Annotated in this window: 20 protein-coding genes; 9 read left to right on the forward strand and 11 right to left on the reverse strand. The window is 65.4% G+C overall.

What is annotated here, in order from left to right; all coding sequences use genetic code 11:
* Positions 1 to 90: 90 nt before the first annotated feature.
* Positions 91 to 657 carry a hypothetical protein gene (locus RFM40_RS28775; RefSeq protein WP_320278694.1) on the reverse strand — a complete coding sequence of 189 codons (567 nt, stop codon included), beginning with the start codon at positions 655 to 657 and terminating at the stop codon, positions 91 to 93.
* A gap of 100 nt (positions 658 to 757) precedes the next feature.
* The gene (locus RFM40_RS28780; protein WP_320278695.1) at positions 758 to 3,043 is read right to left on the reverse strand and encodes a cation:proton antiporter domain-containing protein; all 2,286 of its coding nucleotides are present in this window, start codon (positions 3,041 to 3,043) and stop codon (positions 758 to 760) included.
* A 239-nt stretch (positions 3,044 to 3,282) separates the two neighbouring features.
* Here RFM40_RS28780 and RFM40_RS28785 point away from each other — a divergent pair, with 239 nt between their 5' ends.
* A complete protein-coding gene (locus RFM40_RS28785) occupies positions 3,283 to 3,471 on the forward strand; it encodes a hypothetical protein (RefSeq protein WP_278075667.1) in 189 nt (62 codons plus the stop codon).
* A gap of 125 nt (positions 3,472 to 3,596) precedes the next feature.
* A complete protein-coding gene (locus tag RFM40_RS28790) occupies positions 3,597 to 4,328 on the forward strand; it encodes a DUF2270 domain-containing protein (protein WP_320228648.1) in 732 nt (243 codons plus the stop codon).
* A gap of 28 nt (positions 4,329 to 4,356) precedes the next feature.
* Here RFM40_RS28790 and RFM40_RS28795 read toward each other — a convergent pair whose 3' ends face one another.
* The 3 genes from RFM40_RS28795 to RFM40_RS28805 all read right to left on the reverse strand — a co-directional run bounded on the left by RFM40_RS28795 (position 4,357) and on the right by RFM40_RS28805 (position 7,428).
* The gene (locus tag RFM40_RS28795) at positions 4,357 to 5,733 is read right to left on the reverse strand and encodes an amidase (protein WP_320278696.1); all 1,377 of its coding nucleotides are present in this window, start codon (positions 5,731 to 5,733) and stop codon (positions 4,357 to 4,359) included.
* 111 nt (positions 5,734 to 5,844) lie between these two features.
* A complete protein-coding gene (locus RFM40_RS28800; protein ID WP_320228645.1) occupies positions 5,845 to 6,447 on the reverse strand; it encodes a sulfotransferase family protein in 603 nt (200 codons plus the stop codon).
* Between the two features lie 81 nt (positions 6,448 to 6,528).
* Positions 6,529 to 7,428, reverse strand: a complete 900-nt coding sequence (locus tag RFM40_RS28805; RefSeq protein WP_320228644.1) for a VOC family protein — start codon at positions 7,426 to 7,428, stop codon at positions 6,529 to 6,531.
* Between the two features lie 245 nt (positions 7,429 to 7,673).
* Between RFM40_RS28805 and RFM40_RS28810 the strand changes: the two genes are divergently transcribed.
* Positions 7,674 to 7,973: a hypothetical protein gene (locus tag RFM40_RS28810; protein ID WP_292303844.1), complete on the forward strand. Its 300-nt coding sequence runs from the start codon at positions 7,674 to 7,676 to the stop codon at positions 7,971 to 7,973.
* Between the two features lie 246 nt (positions 7,974 to 8,219).
* Here RFM40_RS28810 and RFM40_RS28815 read toward each other — a convergent pair whose 3' ends face one another.
* Entirely contained in the window at positions 8,220 to 9,050 is an 831-nt protein-coding gene (locus tag RFM40_RS28815) for an aldo/keto reductase (RefSeq protein WP_320228643.1), read from the reverse strand.
* Between the two features lie 253 nt (positions 9,051 to 9,303).
* Complete coding sequence (locus RFM40_RS28820; protein WP_430691744.1) at positions 9,304 to 9,927, reverse strand: TetR/AcrR family transcriptional regulator; 624 nt, start codon at positions 9,925 to 9,927, stop codon at positions 9,304 to 9,306.
* A 518-nt stretch (positions 9,928 to 10,445) separates the two neighbouring features.
* Between RFM40_RS28820 and RFM40_RS28825 the strand changes: the two genes are divergently transcribed.
* The 3 genes from RFM40_RS28825 to RFM40_RS28835 are packed head-to-tail and all read left to right on the forward strand — an operon-like array spanning position 10,446 to position 14,178.
* A complete protein-coding gene (locus RFM40_RS28825; protein ID WP_320228691.1) occupies positions 10,446 to 10,907 on the forward strand; it encodes a (2Fe-2S)-binding protein in 462 nt (153 codons plus the stop codon).
* A complete protein-coding gene (locus tag RFM40_RS28830; RefSeq protein WP_320228642.1) occupies positions 10,904 to 11,887 on the forward strand; it encodes an FAD binding domain-containing protein in 984 nt (327 codons plus the stop codon). The genes RFM40_RS28825 and RFM40_RS28830 overlap by 4 nt, the downstream gene beginning before the upstream one ends.
* On the forward strand, positions 11,884 to 14,178 hold the full coding sequence (locus RFM40_RS28835) for a xanthine dehydrogenase family protein molybdopterin-binding subunit (RefSeq protein ID WP_320228641.1): 2,295 nt from the start codon (positions 11,884 to 11,886) through the stop codon (positions 14,176 to 14,178). The genes RFM40_RS28830 and RFM40_RS28835 overlap by 4 nt, the downstream gene beginning before the upstream one ends.
* Positions 14,179 to 14,372: 194 nt before the next feature.
* On the opposite strand, the gene RFM40_RS28840 is transcribed toward RFM40_RS28835, so the two are convergent.
* Together RFM40_RS28840 and RFM40_RS28845 are read right to left on the reverse strand one after the other, a co-directional pair.
* Entirely contained in the window at positions 14,373 to 14,753 is a 381-nt protein-coding gene (locus tag RFM40_RS28840) for an SgcJ/EcaC family oxidoreductase (RefSeq protein WP_320228640.1), read from the reverse strand.
* 154 nt (positions 14,754 to 14,907) lie between these two features.
* Complete coding sequence (locus RFM40_RS28845) at positions 14,908 to 15,918, reverse strand: zinc-dependent alcohol dehydrogenase family protein (protein WP_320228639.1); 1,011 nt, start codon at positions 15,916 to 15,918, stop codon at positions 14,908 to 14,910.
* Positions 15,919 to 16,017: 99 nt separating this feature from the next.
* Between RFM40_RS28845 and RFM40_RS28850 the strand changes: the two genes are divergently transcribed.
* Entirely contained in the window at positions 16,018 to 16,947 is a 930-nt protein-coding gene (locus RFM40_RS28850) for a LysR family transcriptional regulator (RefSeq protein ID WP_320228638.1), read from the forward strand.
* A gap of 52 nt (positions 16,948 to 16,999) precedes the next feature.
* Here RFM40_RS28850 and RFM40_RS28855 read toward each other — a convergent pair whose 3' ends face one another.
* Together RFM40_RS28855 and RFM40_RS28860 are read right to left on the reverse strand one after the other, a co-directional pair.
* A complete protein-coding gene (locus tag RFM40_RS28855) occupies positions 17,000 to 17,653 on the reverse strand; it encodes an outer membrane protein (protein WP_320228637.1) in 654 nt (217 codons plus the stop codon).
* Positions 17,654 to 17,973: 320 nt separating this feature from the next.
* Positions 17,974 to 19,134 carry a helix-turn-helix transcriptional regulator gene (locus RFM40_RS28860; protein ID WP_320228636.1) on the reverse strand — a complete coding sequence of 387 codons (1,161 nt, stop codon included), beginning with the start codon at positions 19,132 to 19,134 and terminating at the stop codon, positions 17,974 to 17,976.
* Between the two features lie 261 nt (positions 19,135 to 19,395).
* On the opposite strand from RFM40_RS28860, the gene RFM40_RS28865 reads away from it, so the two are divergent.
* Positions 19,396 to 20,358 carry an AraC family transcriptional regulator gene (locus RFM40_RS28865; RefSeq protein ID WP_320278697.1) on the forward strand — a complete coding sequence of 321 codons (963 nt, stop codon included), beginning with the start codon at positions 19,396 to 19,398 and terminating at the stop codon, positions 20,356 to 20,358.
* Between the two features lie 266 nt (positions 20,359 to 20,624).
* Positions 20,625 to 24,734 (forward strand): autotransporter outer membrane beta-barrel domain-containing protein, encoded by a 4,110-nt coding sequence (locus tag RFM40_RS28870; protein ID WP_320278698.1) that lies wholly within the window; start codon positions 20,625 to 20,627, stop codon positions 24,732 to 24,734.
* Positions 24,735 to 24,752 lie beyond the last annotated feature (18 nt).

Consider the following 24,752-nt stretch of genomic DNA (forward strand, 5'->3'; position numbering starts at 1 on the left):
CCCGATAGCATGCAAAACTGTTCGCGATGTCCTCGCACACCTGTTCGCGATGTCCCCGGTCCAAACAGGCAGGAGTAGGGTGGGAGATCGCTAACCGCCTTCCGCCGCCACCATCTTCTCGACCACCCAGCGATACTTGCCGATCCTGCGATTGCGGCAAAAACCTTGCGCTTCAAACATCGCCAGCGCGCCGTTGTGCAGGAAGGCGCCGGCAACCGAACGCCCTTCAGCGTCCTCGGGATAGCTTTCCACCGAGCCGCCGCCGAGGCGGCCGATCTCGGTCAGCGCGCCGGCAAGCGCCGCCGCGGCCACGCCTTTGCCGCGCCGGGCCTTGTCGGAGAAGAAGCAGGTGATGCGCCAGTCCGGCAGCGCCGTCAGTTCCTCGCGATAGGCGCGCTGGTGTTTTATGCGCGGCAGCTCGGCGGTCGGCCCGAACTGGCACCAGCCGACGCAGTCCGGACCGTCGAAGACGAGCGCGGCGTGCGCCCGGCCCTCGCGCACCAAGGCCTCCTTGGCGGCACGGTTGCCGGCGGCGCCCACGCCCTTGGCGTGAAAGGCCATGCACCAGCAGCCGCCCCACACGCCATTGTGCCGCTCGACCAGCGCGGCGAAATGCGGCCAGGTGGTCATGTCGAGAGGTTTTGTGCTGAAACTCATCGCTGCCTCCTCAGCGGCGAGGATAGCCGATCCAAAGGGATTTTGAAGCAATGCTCTGGAGCGCCAATGTCCCCCACAAGGGGGGAGATTGGCTAATCGCCTACCCCGTACCCGTCCCCGACCTTAGCGCCTCCCTGCCCTCGTCGTCGCGGCGCAGGCGCGCGTCGGAGATCAGCACCACCGGGCACGGGCAGCGCTGCAGCACGCCGCTCGTCGTCTCGCCGAAGATGAGCTCGTCGCCCGGCCGGCGCGCCACGCCCATGACGATCAACGCCACGTTCCTGCCGGCCTGGCGGGCAATGGCATCGGCGGCGGCGGCCCTTGAGCGGATGGCGGTCTCGATCTCGACGCCATAGCGGTCGGCAAGCGCGACGATGTCCTTCAGCACAGCCTCCCTGCGGCGATGCGAGACGGTGTCGCGCGGCTCGTCGCGGCTGACCCGCGCGACATAAAGCATCTTGACCGGCGCGCCGGTGACGGCGGCAATGACAAGCGCCAGTTCGGCGCCTCGGCGGGCGACCGACGTGCCGTTGACCGGCACCAGGATCCGGCCTGACTGCGGACCGAGCCTCGGCATATGCCGGCCGGCGCTCGTCGCTTTCAGCACCAGGCAGAGCGGTCCGTCGAAGGCGCCAGCGATTTCGTTGAGCCGGCGCGAGAAGCCGCCCTTCGCGGTCAATGCGCGGCCGAGGCCGATGAGCAGCATGCCATAGCCCTTGCGCGCTTCCTTGGCGACCGCCTCGGCCGAGAGCGGCGCCTCGTGCCGGCGGCGTGTGAGCGGCGCTTCACGCGCCGGCTCCTCGTCGGCTTCCTTCGCCGCCTCGCGGCCCTCCTCGGCACCCTTCTCGATCTCGTCAAGATGCGCCGCCTCGCCGGGCTCGGCGTCGCTTTCGCCGCTGGCATGCAGCGCCGTCATCGGTTTGCCGGCGCCGATCACGCCGGCAAGGTAGGCGGCGAAGCGGCCGACCACGCCCTCGTCGACCACCACCAGCAGCCGCTCCAGATTGGCGATGAAGCCCCGCTGGTCGACCTCCTCGCGCTCCAGCCTTTTCTTCTCCGCCTCGCCGATCGGCAGCCGGCCCAGCGCCCAGCGCAGCGTCGGCGGCATGGCCAAAGTGGTGATGACGGCCATGGTGAGGATCATGGTGAAAAGCGTGTGCGAGATCACGCCGATCGACAGGCCGATCGAGGCGACGATGACCTCGGTCGAGCCGCGCGCGTTCATGCCGCAGCCGACCGCGATGCCCTCGGCGCGGCTCATGCCCGAGACTTCCGCGCCGATGAAGGCGCCGCCGAACTTGCCGATGCTGGCGATCGCCACCAGCGCCACGGTGAGCAACGCGAGCTGCGGATCCATGAGCACCGTGAGGTCGGCCGAGAGGCCGGCAACGCCGAAGAAGACCGGCATGAAGAGCGCGGTGATCACACCGCGCAATTGCCCCTCGATGTGGCGCGACAGGATCGGCGACTCGCCGACCAATATGCCGGCGACGAAGGCGCCGAGCACGGTGTGGACGCCGATCAGGTCGGTGATCAGCGCCATGGCGCCCATGATGGCGAGGATGACGGTGACGACGGCATATTCGGAGCGGAAGGTGTCGTTGGTCCAGCGGATGGCGTCAAAGACGATGCGGCGGCCGAGCGTGAAGGAAAAGGCCATGAAGAGGGCGACGCCGGCCAACGTGAAGGCTAAGCTGCCGGCCTCGATGCGGCCATGGGTGGCGATGCCGATGGTGATGGCGATGATCACCCAGCCGATCGTGTCTTCGATGATGGCCGAGGAGACAATGACCTGGCCGAGGTCGCGGCGCATGAAGTTCATCTCGCGCACCACCATGGCGACGATCTTGACCGAGGAGATCGACAGCGCAGTGCCGAGGAATAGGCCGGCGACGACGCGCTCGCCGCCTGCGGCGAGCAGCGTGTCCGGCATGAATTGCGCAGCGACGAAACCCAGTACGAATGGCAGGGCGACGCCAGCCGCGGAGATGGAAAAGCAGGCGCGGCCGACGCGGCGCACCAGCCGCAGATCCGTCTCCATGCCGGTGAGCAGGAGAAGCATCAAAACGCCGAGCTGGGCGATGGCGTTGATCATCGACTTTTGCGCGGCATCGCCGGCAAAGACCACGCGCTCGGCCGCCGGCCACAGCCACCCGAGCAGCGAAGGCCCGAGCAGAATACCGCCGATCAGCTGCCCCATCACCGCCGGCTGGCCGAGGCGCTCCAGCAATTCGCCGATGCCGCGGCCGACGACGAGCAGCAGGATGACTTCGAGAACGAAGATGCCTTCGCCGGACATGCCGCTCTTCTCGGCGGCGAAGGCGACGGCCGGCACCGGCGCAAGCGCCGCCGCGGCGAACGCGATCGTCCAGCGCCGATTAAGCATGAATGACAATTTCTGCACCCCTCGATTATGTCTGGCCATAACGGTTTCGCGCGGGCTTCGGTTGCACGGGGCGCGGGAGCTGCCAATCTCCCCCCTTGTGGGGGAGATCACCATCGCCGCACGCCTTCTGCCAAGTCAGTTGCAGCGTAAAATTCTATTCAAATGCGGCTGTGGATGTTTGCGTTTGCGTAAAGCGACTCGCGCATGTTCGAGACACGGCGGGCAATAAGGAGAAGCTAATGAAAAGCGACTTTGCCGCCGCCCACCTGCACCTCGACAGGGCCTGCCACTATCTGCGCGGCGACGATGAAACCAGCCGCACGGCACTTGCGGCGCTCGACCTCGTGATCGAGGCGGTCGCGACCGCCCAATATGCCCGGCCCGAGGCCGAAGTGGTGCCGTTTCCGGCGGCTTCAAAACGGGCATAGCGTCCCATCGCATCCTGACTTATCCGCCTGAAAGGGCGGGAACATTTTTGCCCGCCGCACATTGTGTTATATGGGGTGTGGCCGGCTCATTCGGCCGGCCACGGCGGAAGGCGCGTGGCAAGGGGATGTCGCAGGTCCAGACGATAAAGCCAACCGAGGCGGCCGCCGCGCCGCGAGGGTCTGATGCGTCCGCGCTGAACCTGACCTCATCCGAATTCGCAACCACCATGTCGCATTTCCACCGCGCCGAGATCGCACGCATGGCCGGCTGGCGCGACCGGCTCGATCGCACCAGCAACTGGTCGATCACGGTCGTCGCGGCGATGCTTTCGGTATCGCTATCGACGCCGAGCGCCCACCACGGCGTGCTGCTCTTTGCCATGTTGCTGATCACGCTCTTGCTGTGGATCGAGGCGCGGCGCTACCGCTTCTTCGACGTCTACCGGGCGCGGGTGCGCCAGTTCGAGCGCTATTATTTCGCGCAGATTTTTTCGCCACAGGCGGACTACGCCTCCAACTGGCTGGCCATACTCGGCGAAGGCCTGCGCTCGCCGCGTTTCCTCATCTCGCAGCGTTCGGCGCTGATCAGGCGGCTACGCCGCAACTACGTCTTCATGTACACGATCCTGATGCTCGCCTGGGTCTTAAAGATCACCACGCCGAGCCTGTCGCGCGAAGGCTCGCCGATCGGCTTCGGCGCCTCGCTCATCGACACCTTCCGGGTGGCGACCCTCGGTCCTATCCCCGGCATTGTCGTGGTGTGCGGTGTGGTAGTGTTCTATATCGGCATGCTCGCCGCAGCTTTCCTGATCAGCGCCGACGACGGCGAGTTGTCGTTCGGCGACGTGCATGTGTGAGCGGTCCAGCGTCGTATAAAGCGCCGCCTCACAATCCCGGCGGCCCGACGAAACCGTCGGTCAAGCGCGCCAGCGCCTTGGCGGCGGCGAGCAGCTTCATGTCCGAATGGCGGCGGCCAATGAGCTGAGCGCCGATCGGCAGGCCCTCCCGGTCGAGGCCGATCGGAAGGACGGCGGCCGGATGTCCAGTCAGGTTGAAGCGGCAGGCATGGCTCAGCGCGCTCCAGTAGGGCGTCTCGACGCCGTCGACGGGGATCGGCGCCCCCATCTCGCGATGGCGGAAGGCGGTGCACATCATCGCCGGGCAGACGAGCACGTCCCAGTCGTCGAAGAAGCGCTCCCAGGCGCAGATGAATTCGTCGCGTCGGTTGAGCGCCTCGAGATAGGCCGCCAGCGAGGGCGAGACTTCGCGCGGCTGCCGGAAGACCTCTGAGTACCAGGTGATGAGATCGGAAAACAGCGCCCGCTCGGCTACGAAATCGTGCCGCGGCAAGGTCTCTCCCACCCGCGCGCCGCCGACCTCGATCGCGCCTGCGAAACCTGCAATCGCCTCGGCGATGTCGAACGCGGTCGGCACGCCCGGGAATTCGGGCGCGAACGCCACCTTGAGCTCTCCGAGCGGCGGCTCCGGCGCCTCGTCGATCGCCACCGGCGGCACTTCGGTGTCGAAGCCGTCGGCGCCAGCGATGAGACGGTGGGCGAGGATGAGATCATCGACGTCGCGGGCTAAAGGCCCGATGTCGAACAGCAGGCGGAAAGAGCGCGGCATGTCGGGCGGATCGGCGTAGCTGCCGGTAATCGGCACGGTCGCCTGCGTCGGCTTGAAGCCGCAGATACCGGTGAGATGCGCCGGCACGCGGATCGAGCCGCCGGCGTCGCTGCCGATCTCCAGCGGCACCAGCCCCGCGGCCACTGCCGCAGCGGCGCCGCCGCTGGAGCCGCCGGGCGTGCGGGTGACGTCCCAGGGATTGACCGTGCGGCCGAAGATCGGGTTGGAGGTCTGCAGGTCGCGCAGCCTCGGCGGCACGTTGGTCTTGCCGATGATGATGGCGCCGGCCTTGCGCAGCCGCGCGGCGATGGTGCTGTCTGTTGTCGGAACATGGTCGGCAAAGGCCTCCAGGCCGACGGTGGTGCGCATGCCCGCGGTGGCGTGCCCGTCCTTCAGCGTGATCGGCACGCCATGCATCGGGCCGACGGCATCGCCGCGCGCGGTCGCCAGGTCGGCGGCTCTTGCGCCGGCGCGGGCCGCCTCCTCGTCGAAGGTGACGATGGCGTTGAGGAGCGGATTGACCAGCGCGATGCGGGCAAGCTGCGCCTCCATTGCCTCGACGGCGCTGACTTTCCTGTCGCGGATCGCCGCTGCCAGTTGCCTGGCGGTCAGGAAGGTGGTGTCGGAGTGGGTCATGGTCGTGTTCCTTCCGGTGGAAGGGGAGTAGGGCAGTAGGAGGAAGAACAGACTGCACGGACGCCGCGCATTTTTGACTCATTGTCTATGCCCTACTGCCCTACTCCTCCCTCAATTCAACGAAAGCGCCGTGCGAAACTCCTTCGTGGTGTTGCGGTTGGGATAGGGCTCGGCCGGCACCGGGACGCCGAGATGGGCGCAGAGCGGCTCCCAGCCATCGCCGAGCTTGTGGACCAGCAGGCGCTTGGCCGGCACGGTGTTGAGCACCGCCTCGACATTGGCCTCGTAAACGGCAAGCGCATGCGCGCGGTCATGCGGGCGGCCGCCGAAGACCTGCTTCGAGACGAGCGAAATGCCCAGCGACTCCTGATCCCGGCTGTCGGCGATGGCCGGCAGTATGGTCTTTTGGAAACTCTCCCACCAGCTTTCGGGCGAGCGCCAGGTGAGGATGACGCGCGCCTCGGGATAGGCTTCGATCAACTCGCGCCAATAATGCGCCGACGGCCAGTCGACGCAGGATTTATAGGCTGCAAATAGCCTGTTCCAGTCCGGCGCAGCGCCCTTGGCCAATGCCCGCCAGAGCCGTTTCTGCTCGTCATGCGCCGTGACTTCCGACATGTGATGGCAAGGGCCGAAGCCCAGCATCGTCAGCGCCTCGCGCATCGAATCCGTGCCGGTCCGGCCGAAGCCGGTTCCTATCACCCTGATTGTCATTTTTCCCCTCTTCAAACTATTTGTTTTGCGCAATTCCGGACAGAAAACCGCTTCACATTTTTCCTGGAATTGCTTTTGAACTCACCCTCCCTGAACCACGAGCCGCGAGCGATTGCCCTCCGGATCCGCTATGTCGATCGCGTCGCCGATCTTTTTCGCAGGCACATTGGCGGCGTCGAGCCTCAACGCGACAGCGGCAAGCTCTTCTGCCGAAGCAAGCTCGACCGTGAAATGGTCGAGGCCGGCCGCATTCGGCGGCGGCTCGCGCAGCTCGTCGCGCGCCCAGATGTTGAAAGCGATCATATGCGCCCGGCGCCCGGTGCCGCAGTCGAACATGCCGAAGGTCCTGGACTGGATATGCGGCTTGAAGCCGAGCACGCCGACATAGAATTCCATAAGCTGCTCCGGGGCGCGGGCGCGCATATGGATGTGACCGATGAAGGCGTCCGCGGCCATCCTCGGCTCGACATGGCCGGAATTGCCGAGGTCGCGCAGCAGGCCCGGGACGTCCAGCGGCTCGAGCCCGGAATGCGTGCTGCCGTCGGTGGCGATCAGCGCCACCCGGCCGTCGGCCGACACTTCCCGGCGCAGGAAGCGCTCCGGCGTGTCGAAGCAGATCTCGATGCCGTTGCCGGACGGATCGGAGACATAGAGCGATTCCGAGACCAGGTGATCCTGAGCGCTGTACCGCAAGCCTGACGCCTTGAGGCGGGCGACGGCATGGGCGAGATCGCGGCGCGTCGTCATATGGATGGCGACATGGAAAAGATCGCGCGATTTCTGCGGCAGGGGCAACTGCGCTCCGGCATGGAGCACGATCAGCGTGCGGCCGCCGGCGCCGAGTTCCGCCATGGCACTGTCCTCGCCGATCGGCTCGAGTCCAAGCGTGTCGCGCCAGACAGTCAGAGCCGCCGGGATATCGGTCACCCTGAGATGGACCGGCCCGAGACGTGTGGCTTGAGACAGCAATCCTTCGTCCATGTCGTCTATCCGATTGCGGTCGACAACATATTAGCTCTGAATGATATTTCTGTCTTGCGCCAAGTTCGGGTTGACCCCTCCCCGGCGGGCGGCGACTATTGCCAAAAGGCATTTCGTTTTGACGCAATTCCGGACGGAAAACCGCCGCACACTTTTCCTGGAATTGGTTATTCGTTCCCCCGCAATTCCGAACGAAAAACCGCTGCGCACTTTTTCTGGAATTGCTTTGAGCAGGAGGAATCCCCATGGACGAGACCGACCACTGGCGCAACATGGCGAGCGCGCCGAGGGACGGCAGCCGCATCCTGGTCACGGTGCGCTCGTCCGAGCAGGGACCGGCGGAGGTCGACATGGCCTACTGGTCGCGCGCCGACCAGTTCGGCGAGGAAGGCTGGCGGGCGTCCGACTCCTCGCCGGGCCGCGTGGTCGAATATGCCGAGCCGGAGCTCAGATGCTGGATGCCGCTGCCCACCGCCGGGCGCGCGTCGATGCCGAGCCCATGGGAGGGCGATGACGTACCGCTGGTGGACGGCGAGGGGATTTAGGCGAGGCGCTCCCTTGTCCCCTTGTGGGAGAAGGCGGGGCGCCGAAGCCGCTAATCTCCCCCCTTGCGGGGGAGATGGCCGGCAGGCCAGAGGGGGGTGCGAAGGAACGCTACCGTTGGCCGGACGGCCGTGCACCGACAGGGTGAATGTGGGACTGCCAAGAATTGACAGGCTGGCGGGACAGCACCCCCCTCTGCCCTGCCGGGCATCTCCCCCGCAAGGGGGGAGATTGGCTGTTTCAACGCCTCAGAACAAAAACGCCGCCGTCGCCGGATCGGGCCCGGTGCGGCCGTCGGCGGAGTCCATGCCGCGGATGGTCTGCGTGTCACCCGCATCCAGTTCGAAATCGAAGACGTCGAAATTGCCGGCGATGCGCTCCTGGTGGATCGACTTCGGGATGACGACCAGTCCCTCCTGCAGGTGCCAGCGGATGATAACCTGGGCCACCGACTTGCCATGCTTCTTGGCAATGCCTTCCAGCGTCGGGTCGGCGAGCAGCCGGCCGCTGCCCAGCGGGCTCCAGCTTTCTATTCTGATGTCGTGCTTCTTGTGGAAGTCTCTGCTGTCGCGCTGCTGGAAGCGCGGGTGCAATTCGATCTGATTGACGACCGGCGTCACGCCGGTCTCGCCGATGATGCGCTCCAGATGATCCTGGTTGAAGTTCGAGACACCAACCGACTTGATACGGCCGGCTCGCTTGAGCTCGACCAGCGTCTTCCAAGCCTCGAGATATTTGTTCTGGCTGGGCACCGGCCAGTGGATGAGGAAGAGGTCGATCTGGTCGATGCCGAGCTTTTGCATCGTGTCGTCGAAGGAGCGAAGCGCCGCATCGCGCTGGTGCGCGCCGTTGCGCAGCTTCGAGGTGATGAACAGCTCAGCCCTCGGCACGCCTGCGGCGCGGATCGCCTCGCCCACGCCCCCCTCGTTGCGGTAGCCCTCGGCGGTGTCGATCAGGCGATAGCCGGCCTCGATCCCCCAGCGCACGACTTGTGACGTGATATCCGGGTCGACCTGCCACACGCCTAGGCCGATCTGGGGAATGGTCGAGCCGTCGTTCAATGTCAGCTGTTCAGGCATGGGTGGTTCCTTCTGCGCGGTGGGTTGGCCCCGCCTATGTAGGCCGCGGCTCGATGAATGCGAGTCGATGACGCTGCTAGTCTCCCCCCTTGAGGGAGAGATGTCGCCGAAGGCGACAGAGGGGGTCGCTGCGCGTGAAGCGCCAGCGCTCTTTGCGGCGCCAGACGAGATTGGTGCTCTACGTGAGGCGACCCCCTCTGGCCGCTTCGCGGCCATCTCCCCCACAAGGGGGGAGATCAGCAGTTCCAGCGTCTCAACCCTTCGCCCCGAACCGCAAGCCATCCATCAAGAGCTTCACCAGCCGGCCCGAGCGCTCGCGCCAGTCGGGCGTGTTGGGGGCGGAGTAGATGCCGCCGAGCGCATGCATCACATCCGAGGCGTCGACGTCGCCGCGGATTTTGCCTGATGCGGCGGCCGCTTCGATCAGGCGCCGCATGGCCTGCGAGACGCGGCCCGAGGTGTCGGAGAACAGCGTCGAGTTGGTGGTGAGCAGGATGCGAAGGCTTGTGGCCAGGCCGCGCTTGGTGGCGATATAGTCGACGAAGCGCTGCATCCAGAGTTCCAGCGCGACGTCGGCTGGATGATCGCGGGCGAGTTCGTCGGCCGCCTGGCAGAGCCCTTCCACCTCGCGGCGATAGACCACCTCGACCAGGTGCTCACGCGTCGGGAAATGCCGGTAGAGCGTGCCGATGCCGACCCCTGCCCGCTTCGCTATCTCCTCCAGCGAGGCATCGACGCCGTCGGCCGCGAAAGCCTGCGCCGCCACCTCGACCAGCTTGTCGCGGTTGCGCTTCGCATCGGCGCGCAGCGGCTTCTGTGCCGGCGCTTCCGGCCTTTCAGCAGTCTCTGGCGGCTGGTCGGACAGTTTTTTCTCCACTCTCGCAATATGGGGTTGAACCAAGGCGGCCCAGCCCCCAAGTAAATAAACGGAGGCGCCTCCGTTTTAGTGGAGCAGCTTTATCATATAATCAGGGGAAGCGGTATGTCACGTGTTGATGAGAGCGTGATCTCCCCCCAAGTGGGGGAGATGGCCGGCAGGCCAGAGGGGGGCGCTGTCCCGCCAGCCTCTCAATTCCTGATAGGCGCTTCCTCGGAAGATGTCTCCTTCGAGAAAAGTAAGTCGCAAACGCCTCGTTCCTTCGCGCCCCCTCTGCCCTGCCGGGCATCTCCCCCACTTGGGGGGAGATTGGCAGTTTCCACGCCCTCGCCCTTCCTCAGACGTTGCCCTTGCCCCATCCCCCCGGGGCGCCATTTCCATCCCCCTAGCGTCCAGCAATTGGAGCCCGACGCCTCATGACCAGCCAGACCATCATCGATCCTCCCGAAGACGGCCATTTCAGGAATGGCGATGCCGCCAGCGGCTCAACCAGCCAGCCCAGCCCGACCACCCTCTCCATCCACCTCACCATCAACGGCCACGACCATGCGCTCGAGGTCGAGCCGCGCGTGACGCTGCTCGACGCGCTGCGCGACCGGCTCGCTCTCACCGGGACAAAGAAAGGCTGCGACCAGGGCCAGTGCGGCGCCTGCACCGTCCATGTCGACGGCGAACGCGTGCTCGCGTGCCTGACGCTGGCAGCGCAGGTCGAGGGCCGCGAGATCACCACCATCGAGGGGCTTGCCGACGGGGACGGCACGCTCAACGCCGTGCAGGCCGCCTTCCTCGAACAGGACGCCTTCCAGTGCGGCTATTGCACGCCGGGGCAGATCATGTCGGCGGTGGCATGCATCCGCGAGGGCCACGCCGGCTCCGACGAGGAGATCCGCGAATACATGGCCGGCAATCTGTGCCGCTGCGGCGCCTATCCGCACATCGTCGCGGCCGTCCGCCAGGCAGCCAAGGAGCTCCGCTCATGAGAGACTTTTCCTATCTTCGCGCCGACAGCGTCGAGGCCGCGCGCAATGCGGCCGCCCTCCCCGGCGCCGTGCTGCTTGCCGGCGGCACGACGCTGGTCGACCTCGCGAAATGCGGCGTCGCCGAACCCTCTGTCGTCATCGACATCAGCCATATCGAAGGGCTGAACGCGATCGATGTAAACGCCGACCGCGCGGTGATCGGCGCGCTGGCCAGGATGAGCCATGTCGCCGACAATGCCGAAGTGAAGAGCTATTTCCCGGCCGTGTCGGAGGCACTGTGGCAAGCCGCTTCGGCGCAGCTTCGCAACATGGCCACCATCGGCGGCAATCTGATGCAGCGCACGCGCTGCCCGTACTTCCGCGATCCGCAAAACTTCCCGGCCTGCAACAAACGCGCGCCGGGCAGCGGCTGCTCGGCGATCGGCGGCGTGACTCGCGGCCATGCGGTGCTTGGCACCAGCGAGGCCTGCATCGCCACCTATCCGGGCGACCTTGCCATCGCGCTCGTCGCCTTCGACGCCGAGGTCGATCTCGGCGAACGGAGGCTCAAGGTCGAGGACTTCTTCCTCGCCCCCGGCGCCACGGCCGAGCAGGAGCACGACATCCGTCCCGGCGAGGTGATCACGGGAATAGAGATCCCGGGCTCGGCCGTCGCGCGGCGCTCGACCTACCTGAAGGTGCGCGACCGCCAGTCCTATGAATTCGCAGCGGCAAGCGCCGCCGTCGGACTGGAGCTCGAAAGCGACGGCCGCACCGTCCGCGACATCCGCGTCGCGCTCGGCGGCGTTGCCACAAAACCGTGGCGGGCGCGCGAAGTCGAGCAGGCGCTCAAAGGCAAGCCGCTCGACGAAGCGACCGTGCGCAAGGCGAGCGAGCTCGCCATGGAGGGCGCTGTCGACCATGGCGCCAACCACTACAAGATCGCATTGGCACCGCGCGTGATCGCGCGCGCCATCCTGAAATTGGGAGAGACGGCATGACTGTTCATGACGTGAAACACGCAGCGTCGGACAGCGCCCGCCTGGAAGCGGTCGGCGGAAGGCTGTCGCGCGTCGACGGCCCGGCCAAGATCACCGGCGCCGCCCATTACGCGGTCGAGCAGCAGCTCGAGGGGCTGACGCATGCCGTGCTGGTCGGCGCGACGATTGCCGCCGGCAAAGTCACGGCCATCGACACCCGCGCCGCCGAGACCGCGCCGGGCGTGCTCGCCGTGCTGACGCCCGACACCATCATGGAGCTGAAGGGCGCATCGGACTGGTTCGGCAGACCGCCATCCGCTGAAACCTACTGCCCGCTCGCTCGCGAGGTCACCTTTTCCGGCCAGCATGTCGCGGCCGTGGTGGCGGAGACCTTCGAGCAGGCGGTGGCGGCGGCAGCGCTGGTCAAGGTCTGGTATGACGAGACGCCAGCCATCGTCGATCTGAGCGACGGCAAGGCAGGCGACGGCATCCCTATCGACGCCATGACCAAGGAATGGGGCGACGCTGAAGCCGCCTTTGCCGAAGCCCCCGTGCGCATCTGCGCAGCCTACAACACGCCGCGCGAGTTCCAGGCGGCGATGGAACCGCATGGGCTGATCGCGCGCTGGGAAGGCGACGCGCTCACCATCTGGGAGCCCAGCCAGTGGCTGGACGGCATGGCGCGCACCTATGCCGAATGGTTCGGCATTCCCTTCGAAAATGTGCGGCTGGTCTCGCCCTATATCGGCGGCGGCTTCGGCTCGAAGGCGCTGGCCTTGGCGCATAGCGCGGTGGCGGCGGCTGCGGCAAAGATGCTCAACCGGCCGGTGACGCTGGTGCTCAACCGCCCGCAGAACTTCACCTCCTATGGCGGCCGCGCCGCGACGCGCCAGACGGTGGCGATCGGCGCCGACCGGGACGGCAAGATCCAGTCCATCGTGCATCGCGGCGTCAACGAGACGGCCGTCGACGGCATGTGGGTGGAGCCGCTCGGCTCGGTGACCTCGATCATGTATGCGACGCCCAACTTCTCCTCGAAGCAGAATGTGGTGCGGGTGAACACGGTGGTGCCGGGGGCAAAACGCGCGCCGGGCGAGAACCCGAGCGCCTTTGGAATCGAATGCGCCATAGACGAGCTCGCCCATGAGCTCGGCATCGATCCGCTGGAGATGCGGCTGATCAACTATGCCGAACAGGATCCGCATGCGAAGAAGGCTTGGTCGACCAGGCAGTTGCGCGAAGCCTTTGCCGCAGGGGCGGAAGCCTTCGGCTGGGCGAAGCGCTCAGCCGCGCCGCGCTCGATGCGCGACGGCCACCAACTCATCGGCTGGGGTGTGGCGGCCGGCACCTATCCGGTGCGGCGCGCCCATGGCGAGGCGGTGGTGAAGATACTCGCCGACGGTTCGGTCGAGGTCGAAAGCTCCTCCATCGACATGGGCCAGGGCACCTACACGATCCTGGCGCAGACCGCCGCCGAGACGCTCGGCGTGCCGGTGGAGAAGGTCTTGGTGAAGCTCGGCGACTCGCGCCTCGCCCGCGCCGGCGTCACCGGCGGCTCGCGGCTTGCCGGCGTCATGACCGGGGCCGTCTACAAGGCGGCCGGCCAGGCGCTCGACGAACTGGTCGGGCTGGCGCTCTCCGATCCGCGCTCGCCCTTCCAGAAGCTGCAGGCGAACACGCTGGTGGTGCGGGATGGCCGCATCGCCTCGCCACGCGGCGATGGGCCGGAGCTGTCGATCGCCGAGTTGCTATCGGCCGTCGGCCGCGAGCGGATCGAGGCCAAGGGCGACACCGTTCCGGCCAACTTCACGCCGGAGCAGCGCTACAACAACTACACCACCATCGCCATGGCGCTGCCGCACACCGAGGGCGACTATTCGCGCCATTCCTGGTGCGCGCATTTCGTCGAGGTGCGCGTCGACGAGGATTTCGGCACGGTGCGTGTCTCGCGCGTGGTGTCGGCGCTGGATTCCGGCCGGCTCTACAACCCGAAGCTGGCCGAAAGCCAGTGGAAGGGCGGCATCATCATGGGCATCGGCCAGGCGCTCCTGGAAGAAGGCATCGTCGACCGCCGCCACGGCCGCATCGTCAACGGCAACCTCGCCGACTACATGCTGCCGACTAATGCCGACATCCCCGACATTGAGACGATCTCGGTCGGCATCCCCGACCCGCATTCCTCCGCCCTCGGCGGCAAGGGCGTCGGCGAACTCGGCATCGTCGGCGTCGCGCCGGCGATTGCCAACGCGGTGTTCCATGCGACGGGGAAGCGGGTAAGAGATCTGCCGATCACGCTGGAGAAGTTGATCTGAGGGTGGCGCGAGGCACCCCCCCTTTGCCCTGCCGGGCATCTCCCCCTCAAGGGGGAGATCATGCGCTCCGCTGCCTTCGGCAATCGCCGGCGTTGTAGGAGAAGCGGCGGCGGTCAAGCTACCAATCTCCGCCCTTGAGGGGGAAATGGCCGGCAGGCCAGAGGGGGGTGCGTCTCAGCAGACCCAGCGGGAGATCAGGCGCTCGCCAACAAATTCGCGTCCCTTGCCAGCCGCCAGCGCCCATCGCCTTCCTTCCGCAGCAGCGTCAGCGTATAGCCCGACCGCCGCACAGGCTCGCCGCCGGGCGGCGTCGCCGTCATCTCGATGCGGTTGCGGATAACGGCCCAGTCGCCGAGCAGCTTGAGCTCGACGATCTCGCTGGTGCCGTCGATCTTCGTCTCGCCCATGCCTTTGGAGGCAGCGGCGAAGGCTTCCTTGCCGAAGGGTTCCTTACCGGGAACCATAAAGACGACATCGTCCGTCATCAGGCCAAGCACGGTCTCCAGATCGCCTTTGCGGCTCGCCGCCATCCAGGTTTCGACCACCTGCCGGATAGCGGATTCGTCGTCGGTCATGGTTTGAGCCTCCCTGCATCGGCTCGTTGGCGTCGGTGAATAGGTGGCGCAATCGTCGCCTTTGGCAATGGTATTGGAGTGGGCGCCAGAGCGCGTGATCTCCCCCGCGGGGGAGATCGGCAGTTCCGGAGCCGGCGCCCTGGGAAGATTGCGTCTACCACTCCAACCCGAACACCAATTTGCCGAAGTGCAGGCCGCCGGCGGCCATGTGGGTGTAGGCCTCGGTCGCTTCGTTCTGTGAAAACATCTTGTCGACGACCGGCTCGATCCCGGCAGCGCCGATTGCGCGGGCGGCGTCGCGCAGGTCGGAGACCGATCCGGTGTTGTTACCCGTCACCTTCAGCGCCTTGATGATGATCGGCAGCAGATTGACGGTCGCCTCGGCGCCGGTGACGAAGCCGATGGTGAACAGCGTGCCGCCCGGCGCAGTGGCATTAACGGCGCGGGCGAAGGTCGCCGAGCCGCCGGTCTCGACGACGAGGTCGGCGCCGAGGCCGTCGGTCAGTTCCAGCACCTTGCCGTCCCAGTCCGGCGTCGCGCGGTAGTTGATCAGGTGATCGGCGCCGAGCGCCTTGGCCCGCTCCAGCTTCTCGTCCGACGACGAGGTGATGACGACGGTGGCCCCGGCCGCCTTGGCGAGCTGCAGCGTGAAGATCGAGACGCCGCCGGTGCCGAGCAGCACGACCACCGAGCCCGGCCCGACATCGGCGGCGCGGATCGCGTTCCAGGCGGTAGTGGCTGCGATCGGCAACGTCGCCGCGGCCTCGAAGGAGAGATGCGGCGGGATCGGCACGACCGAATTGGCCGGCAGCGCGACATATTCGGCGAGCGATCCGGGCAGCGAGATGCCGCGCATCTGCGTCATCTCGTAAGGGCGCGGCCGGCCGCCGACCCAGCGCGGCTTGGCATGGGCGACGACGCGGTCTCCCGCGCTGAACCTCGTCACGCCCTCGCCGAGCGCGACGATCTCGCCGGCGCCGTCGGCGACAGGAATGAGCGGGAAGCTCGGCCCGGGATAATTGCCGCTCGCCACAGCGACATCGACGAAATTCAGGCTCGCCGCGCGCTGGCGGATCAGCACCTCGCCGCGCTGCGGTTCGGGTGTGGCGACATTGGCGGCGCGGAAGGCGTCAAACCTGGGTTGGCTCAGTTCGATGGCTTTCATGGGTTCACTCCGTGGGTGGCCGTTTGGCGGGTTGAGTGAACCTAGCTGCTGCGCTATTCCTCGATAATCCTTGGCCTTTGCATTTGAGTATTGCGCAACATGCAGCAATCCCATGAACCGGCGGCCCTTGCCGAAATGGCGGCCTTCGCGGCCGTCGCCGAGGCGCGCTCCTTCACCAGGGCGGCCGTGCGGGTCGGACGCGACGCCACCATTCTGTCGCGCCGCCTGCAATCGCTGGAGGAGCGGCTGGGCGTCAGGCTGCTCCACCGTACGACGCGCAACGTGTCGCTGACCGAGGCCGGCGCGGAATTCCTGCCGCGCGTGCGCGCCATCCTCGCCTCGGTCGACGAGGCCGAAGCGGCTGCGTCGGCGCATGCAGCCGGCGGGCCGCGCGGCCTGCTCAGGCTGGCGCTGCCCGGCACATTCGGGCGCATGTGGATCGGGCCGCTCTTGCCGCTGTTCCTGGCGGAGTTCCCCGATGTCCGCATCGAGGCCGAGTTCTCCAATCGCTTCGCCGATCTCGTCGCCGAGAATTTCGACGCTGCTGTCCGGCTGGGCAGCCTGGAGGATTCGCGCCTGGTGGCGCGCAAGGTGGCGACGCGGCGCCGGCTGCTCTGCGCCGCGCCCTCCTACCTTGCCCGAAGGGGCAGGCCGGAAACGCCGCAAGCGCTGCTCGAACATTCCTGCCTCGGCTTCACCGGCTTCCAGACCTTTCCGGCCTGGGAGATGACAGACCGCGAGGGCCGGCGCGTGCGCGTCGAGGTTTCGGGGCCGCTGGTCAGCGATGATGCCGAGGTGCTGGTCGAAGCAGCGGTGCAGGGTGTCGGCGTGATGATGAGCACCGACTGGTTGGTCGGACGCGAGCTCGCCGACGGACGGCTGGTGCCGATCCTGGAGGACTGGACCCTGGCCGACGAGGGCGCGGTCTATGTCGTCATGCCCTCAGCCAAGGGCCAGGCCGCCAAGACCCGCGCCTTCGCCGACTGGATCGGCAAGCGCTTCGCGCCGGAGCCGCCGTGGCGGCGGTGAGGCGCACAAACGAACCCCGGCGCGAGCGCCGGGGTTTGTTCGGTCCGCCGTATCAGAACTTGTAGCTGAGGCCGGCCCGTACATCGTGGGTCTTGAGATCGACGTTCGCAACCGTGCCAGGACCAAGAAGCGGTATCGAGATATCTTTTTTGCCGAAGTCGGAGTAGCGATATTCGACGCGAGCGATCCACCTGTCGGTGAAGGCGTGCTCAACGCCAGCCCCAACCGTCCAGCCAAGATGGGTTTCGTCGTGGATTGGTATTGAACCGCCGGGGCCGGTGGTGATCACGCTCATCTCATACTTGGCCGCGTCCACGCCTGCTGTAATGTAAGGCAAGATCCGATCGAAAGCATAGCCAGCCCGCAACCGCGCCGAACCCGACCACTTGAGTTCGCTCTTGAGCAGCGCGCCGGCACCGGTGAAGGTGCCCAACCCATCTACATTGTTGTACGCAAGGTCAGCCTCGGCACCGAGCACGAAGCGGTTCGCCAATTCCTGGTTGACGCCGATATGGACGCCGCCAATAAAACCGCTCGGATCGAGGGGAACGTTAACATCGGTGCCCCCAACGCCGGCGCCGGCGATGAAGAGATTGGATTTTCCGGCCACGTAACCGAAGTGAACGCCGGCATAGAGGCCGGACCAGTCGTAGGCGGCCGCAACGGGCGAAGTTTCACTGATGTCCGCCGCGGAACGACATGCCAACAGGCGCGAGAATGAAGGCTGTGGCGAGAAGAACCGTTTTCACTATTTGCTACCCAATGTTGCTTCCCCAGCCGCGAAATGCTCGGCGGCGATCCGGGTGTCGTCGAGGTTTGGCATTGTTCGCCAGCGGCGTCTTGGGCTGAGCCGCACCTGAATTGTCCTGGAGAGCGCCGCAACGCTTTCTCGGTCGGTGTGGCCATTCAGCCTCAGTCGATCGGCGCGCAATGCCGGTCGGATGGCATGCTGTCGGCTCTCCGCAGGCGCATTTCGAAGGCGAGCCGCTGAAGCTGCCGATTCAATAAGTGGAGAGATTCGCTCCTTCAGCGCGAATCGGGCGCGAAAGGCATGCCTATGTCCGAAATGAGTTTGACGAGATCGGCTTGGCGCCCCGTGCCGGTCTTGGCAAAGATGCGGTTGAGGTGGGTTTTCAAGGTGTTTTCGCTGATACCGAGCGACAAGGCGCTCTTGGACGCGCTCAATCCGCTGCCGATCCGCAGGAGGACCCGGGCCTCCGCGGGAGTAAGGTCGAACAGCGTTGTGAGAACGGCCTCCGGGAGCGGGGAAGAGGACGTCGTGGTCGAAACGAAGACGGCGGCACAGGCGGGTCGGAAAGCCGCGCGCGCGGTCCCTTCGGTCAGCGGCAATACATAGGCTACGGCGGGCGGTTGACCTGGCGCTGAAACGGGCAGCCCGATGCCGCGAGAGCCAAGCGAAGCATCTGCGCTCGCAGCGCCGGCTATTGCTTCCGCCAGAGCGCGGGCGACCGCCGGATTCTGCGGCTGGAGCAGGCCGTTCCTGGAAAGAATGGGACCCTGCCCGGAAAACATCCGGTCGGCAGCCCCATTCGCATGGAGGATTGCTCCGTCGGCGCTGGCAAGAACAACAGGCACGGCGAGATGGTCGAGCGTCTCGCGATAGAGATTGGCGGTGATGCGGGTCTGATCGAGCAGATCCCCAATCAGGGAAGCGCGACGCAGATGCGGCGAGAGCAATGCCAGGAAACGCTGCTCTTCAACGGTTATGATACCCCTGTTGGCACGCGTGGTGCAGCCCATGAGCCCAATCCGGTCCGGCGTGTGAACGAATTTGGTGATGCAAGCCTCGCGCAATCCCTGCGGCTTGGCCCAATTCTGAAAGAACGGCGTTTGCCGGAGCTCGGCCTCGCTCATATGCGACAGCGTCGCAACAGGCGTGTCGATGTCGCCAACGACCGCCGCCTTCAGTCCGGGAATTCCGTCAAAGTCATAATCCTCCTGGAGCGCGCGCATTTGCACGGGATCCCAGGCTGATTGAGCCGCGAAACGGCCGTGATTGTCAGCAGTGCCGGCCAGCGCGACCGTGGTATAGGCAGCGTCGACAGCTTCGGTGATCCGGGTCATCACCCCGGCCCAGCCTTCCGGATTCAAGACGCAATCATAGATTTCACCGATAATGGAACCAAGAACTTCGCTGTCCAGCCTCTCCACCACGCCCCCTGACATGCCCTGCCCCCGCATGAGGGATGAGCGAAAAAAGATGAATACAGCAACAAGTTGAACAGCGGCTCAGGTGCGAAGACGCCGATCTCGCCTCGAAGGATTTTGCGGCGTCACACTTTCGGGTGACGCCACGCGTGGTTGAACTCGTATAAGGGTCTAATGCGATCGGTCGAACGCCGAGCGATCAATGTCGCCGGTTATTCCCGGATTGGAAAGCATCGCGTTCGATAATTTTTTGAAGCGTAGATTTTTCGGGGTGTTCGATTGTCGCGAAAGACGGTGTTTTCATCGGCTCAGTTGCCCTCGCACCTTAGCGAACGCGATCGATTTTCCCTCTGGCAAGACATCCATGTCGCGGAGATATGGTCGGTTGAATACGGCATATCCGCGACCCTGCCTTTCGAGGCAGCGATCGAAGCCACGGCTGTCGGATCACTGGTTCTTGGCCAGATGTCCGGAACGATCAGGCATGCAACGAGGAAGGCGAGCAACATCGCCGACGACGACAACGACGGATATCTCCTGCTGATCAACAAAGCCGACACCGTCTTGACCGGGGCACAGGTCGGCCGCGAGTACGGTGTCGGCAAGGGAGAAGCGGTCCTGGTCACGGCATCGGAAGCACTGAAAATGGTCGGTGCCGACAGAAATGTGTGGGCGAACGTGGTGGTCCCACGCGCCGTCCTCACACAGGCCTTCCCGCAGATCGATGACAGGCTGGCATTGAAGATCGGCGCCGAAAACGAAGCTCTCGATCTTCTCAAACGTTATTGCCAGCTTCTTGAGACCGGCCGCCCCCTCGTCTCGGCCGATCTCATCACACACGTAACGGACACGATCGTCGATCTGATCGGTCTGGTGACGGGCGCGAAAGGTGAGGCTGCCGAATTGGCCGGACTGCGCGGCCTGCGAGCCGCCAGGCTGCAGGCAGTCCTGGCCAAGATCGCTGACAATTTCGCCGCCCCTGGTATCTCTGCGCAGGGCGTCGCAAAAGAACTCCGTTTGTCGGCGCGCTATGTTCACGACATCCTTCAGGAGACGGGTATCAGCTTCTCCGAGCGTGTACTCGAGCTGCGCTTGCAGAGAGCACACAAGATGCTCTCGCAGAGACACAATGACGACATGCGCGTCAGCGAAATTGCGATGATGAGCGGATTCAGCGATGTGTCGTATTTCAATCGCTGCTTCCGCCGTCGCTTCGGCTACACGCCAACGAGCGCCAGATAGGTCCTGGCGCCTCCGGCGACCGGCCAGGCGCCGCGATTCCGTTTCCCATCAATCCCGCCCTATCTGTTTGTTTTAGCCGCATTTCTGCGACGCCAAGCGATTCCGCTTGGCTGCAAAATGCTCGGTGGTGCCAAACCATCACAGCGCGCAGAAAAGGCATGGCATCGCTTTCCAGTCCAATTCCAGTGCGGTCCTGCCCAAGACAAAGCCGGGTTCCAATGACATGTCAGCCTCAGGGTGAAACGACTGTCATGTCAGGGGATTGAATGCCGCAGAATAGATTTGGAGGCCGCAAGGCGACAGGATTGAAGTATCTGCTGCTGACTTCGACCGCGCTGGTCGGTCTTGGCCAGCCAATCGCCGCCACAGCAGCCGAGACCTGGACCGGCGCTATTTCCACGGACTGGTTTGCCGCCGGAAACTGGAACCCCGGATCGCTGCCGACCGCGGCCGATAATGTCACTATCAACACAGTCGTTATAAACCCCACCATCATCAACGCCGGAAATGCTTTTGCCGCCGGTCTCACCATAGCCGATGGCTTTTCTTCAACCGGCAATCTGACCATTTCGAATGCCGGCACTCTCACCAGCCAAGACGGAACCCTGGCGTATTCAGCAACAGCCAATGCATCGGCAACGGTCACGGGTGCCGGCTCCTCATGGACTACTTTCGCCAATCTCATAGTTGGATATGGCGGCACCGGTACGCTGGACGTTGCCAGCGGCGGCGTTGTGAATGATCTCAATAGTTATGTCGGCTACGTTTCCGGCTCCTCGGGTACGGCCACGGTTGATGGCGCCGGGTCGCAATGGAACAGCACGGGCAATCTCTATGTCGGTCTCGGCGGCACAGCCTCGGTGACGGTTTCAAATGGCGGCCTGTTGTCGGACGATCTTGCCAATATCGGTGGGGGTTTCTCAGCATCCGGCACCGTTGTGGTGACAGGTGCGGGATCGACGTGGACGAACAGTTCCCAGGTGACCGTCGGCGATCAGGGCACCGGCTTTCTGGACATATTCACCGGTGCCACCGTAACGGATGTGACCGGCCTCGTCGCCGCGAATGCCGGCTCCCATGGCACGGTGAATGTCTCCGGCACGGGATCGACATGGACGAATAGCGGCGATTTGACGGTCGGGCAGAGTGGCACGGGCGCGATGATCGTTTCCGCCGGCGGCAAGGTGACCGACAGCCTAGGGACAATTGCCAAAAATTCAGCCTCCTCGGGTACAGTCACCGTCGATGGCGCGGGTTCGATCTGGACAAATTCTTCCCACCTGTTCGTCGGCGATCGGGGCGCCGGTGCGCTGAACGTCTCGAACGGCGGCAAGGTCACCAATCTGAGTGGCATTGTAGGCAACCTGGCTGGTTCCGTCGGCATAGCAACTGTCGATGGTACCGGTTCGACATGGACGAACGGAGCCCTCGCTGTCGGCAACGCCGGCACTGGCGCGCTGACGATTTCGAATGGCGGCGTGGTCACCAGTTCGGTGGGTTATGCGGCTTACGCCGAGGGTTCTAGCGGCACGGTGACAGTCAACGGCGCGGGCTCGACCTGGGCAAACTCGTCCGACCTGTTCATCGGCGACCAGGGCCAGGGCGCGCTGACGGTCTCAGGCGGCGGCGCGGTCAGCAACGCCTTGGGCTATGTCGGCGACTTCGCGGGCTCGACGGGCATCGTCTTCGTCGATGGTGCCGGCTCGACCTGGAGCAACAGCGCGGATTTGTATGTCGGCAATTTCGGCGCCGCCAACGTGGCGGTCACCAATGGCGGCGCCATCAGCAACGACACGGCCCATGTCGGCAACTCGGCGGGCTCGACCGGCTTCGTGTTCGTCGACGGCGCCGGCTCGACCTGGACGAACGCAGACCTGTTCGTCGGCAATGCCGGCACGGGCACAGTGGCGATCTCGCATGGCGGCACGGTCAGCAGCGGCACTGGGTTCATTGGCTCGCAGGCGGGCTCGACCGGCATGGTGATTGTCGACAACGCCGGCTCGACCTGGACCAACAGCGCGGATCTGTTTGTCGGCGATTACGGCATGGGCACGCTGGCGATCTCGCATGGCGCGGTCAGCAACGGCTCTGCGATTGTTGGCGCGAAGGCGGGCTCGACCGGCATGGCGTTTGTCGATGGCGTCGGCGCGACCTGGACCAACAACTCAACCCTCTATGTCGGCGAAGACGGCACCGGCACGCTGGCGATCTCGAACGGCGGTACGGTCACCAGCAGCGCCGGCTATCTGGCCTTTGATGCCGGCTCCATGGGCACGGCAATGGTCAGCGGCGCGGGTTCAACCTGGACCAGCAGCAGCCTCCTTTTTGTCGGTCATCGTGGTACGGGCTCATTGATCGTCTCGAACGGCGGCAAGGTGGCCAACACCGATGGCTATCTGGGCGGTAATGCGGGGTCCGTCGGTCTGGCCGGCGTCAGCGGCCCCGGCTCGACGTGGACCAGCAGCGGAGATCTCAATGTCGGTGTCGGTGGCACAGGCACGCTGACGATTGCGAATGGCGGCGCGGCGTCCGCCGGCGGCGCGGTCAACATCGCCGTCCTGGCGGGCTCCGTCGGCACGCTGAACATCGGTGCGGCGAGCGGATCGCCGGCGACGGCCGCAGGCACACTCAATGCGGCGAGCATCCAGTTCGGACCGGGCGCGGGTACGATCAACTTCAACCACACCGACACGAACTACATCTTCGCGTCGGCGATCGGCGGAGTCGGCACGATCAACCAGATCGCCGGCACAACGAACCTCATTGCCGATTCGAGCGGCTTCACCGGCGCGACCAACATCACCGGCGGGCGGCTGGCCGTGAACGGTTCGCTGGCCAACTCGCTGGTGACGATCTCGGGCGGCGTTCTGGGCGGCAACGGCACGGTGGGCGGCATCGTGGCTCATTCGGGCGGCATCATCGCGCCGGGCAATTCGATCGGCACGCTCAATGTCGCGGGCGATGTCGACCAGGCGGCGGGTTCGGTCTACCAGGCCGAACTGACCTCGACCGGCCAGTCCGATCTGATCCAGGCGACGGGAACGGCGACGATCGCCGCCGGAGCGGTCCTCGACGTGGTCAAGACGGATGCCGCGCCTTACGTAGCGGGCACGCATTATACGGTGTTGCAAGCGGACGGTGGCGTCGCCGGAAACTATACGCTCACAGGCGATATCGGCACGGCTTTCCTCGGCCTCGCCGACAGCTATGACGCCAATCATGTCTATCTCGATGTGATCCAAAAAACCTTCGCTCAGGTTGGCCTGACGCCGAACCAGATCGCCACCGGCGGTGGCGCCGAAAGCCTGGGGGCCGACAATCCGCTCTACGACGCAATCGCGGTGCTGCCGACGGCTGCAGCCGCCCAGAACGCTTTCGACCAGCTCTCGGGCGAGATCCATGCCTCGGCCAAGGGGATGTTACTGGAGGACAGCCGCTTCATCCGCGACGCCGCCACCAAACGGATCAGCGCCGCGTTCGGCGATGCCGGCGCAGCCGCATTGCCGGTCATGGCCTATGGCGAGAGTGAGCCGGAGTTGGTCGCCCCGGACACCGACCGTTTCGCCGTCTGGGGCCAGGCCTTCGGCTCCTGGGGACATACCGGCAGCGACGGCAATGCCAGCGCCTTCGATCGCTCGACCGGCGGCCTCCTGGCCGGCGCCGACAGGCTGGTCGGCGACTGGCGCGTCGGCCTCATCGGCGGCTACAGCCATTCGTCCTTCGACGCCGACGCTCGCCGTTCCAGCGGCGCCAGCGACAACTACCATCTCGGCCTCTATGGCGGCACCAACTGGGGCGCCATAGCCTTCCGCACCGGCGCCGCCTACAGCTGGAGCGGCATCTCGACAAAACGATCGGTTGCCTTCAACGGCTTCGCCGACCAACTGTCGGCTGACTATGACGCCGCCACCGCGCAGGCGTTCGGCGAACTCGCCTACAAGATTGATGCCAACCGGTTCCATTTCGAGCCCTTCGCCAATCTCGCCTATGTCAGCGTGCAGACTGACGGCTTCACTGAGGAAGGTGGCGCCGCGGCGCTGACCAGCGCCGGCTCAACCACCAATGCCACCTTCGCCACGCTCGGGCTGCGCGCCTCGACCAACGTCGCGCTTGGCGGCATAAGCGCGACCGCACGCGGCACGCTCGGCTGGCGCCACGCCTTTGGCGATGTCGCGCCGACTTCGACATTCGCCTTCGCCGGCGGCGATGCTTTTGCCATCGGCGGCGTGCCTATCGCCAAGGACAGCGCGGTGGTGGAGGCGGGCATCGAGCTGCGGATGTCGGCCAATGCGACGCTTGGCCTCACCTACGCCGGCCAGTTCGGCGCCCACGCCGCCGACAATGCAGCCAAGGTCGATCTCAGCGTCAAGTTCTGACAACGAAGGCGGATCAGC

Source organism: Mesorhizobium captivum, from assembly GCF_033977165.1.
Lineage (GTDB): Bacteria > Pseudomonadota > Alphaproteobacteria > Rhizobiales > Rhizobiaceae > Mesorhizobium > Mesorhizobium captivum.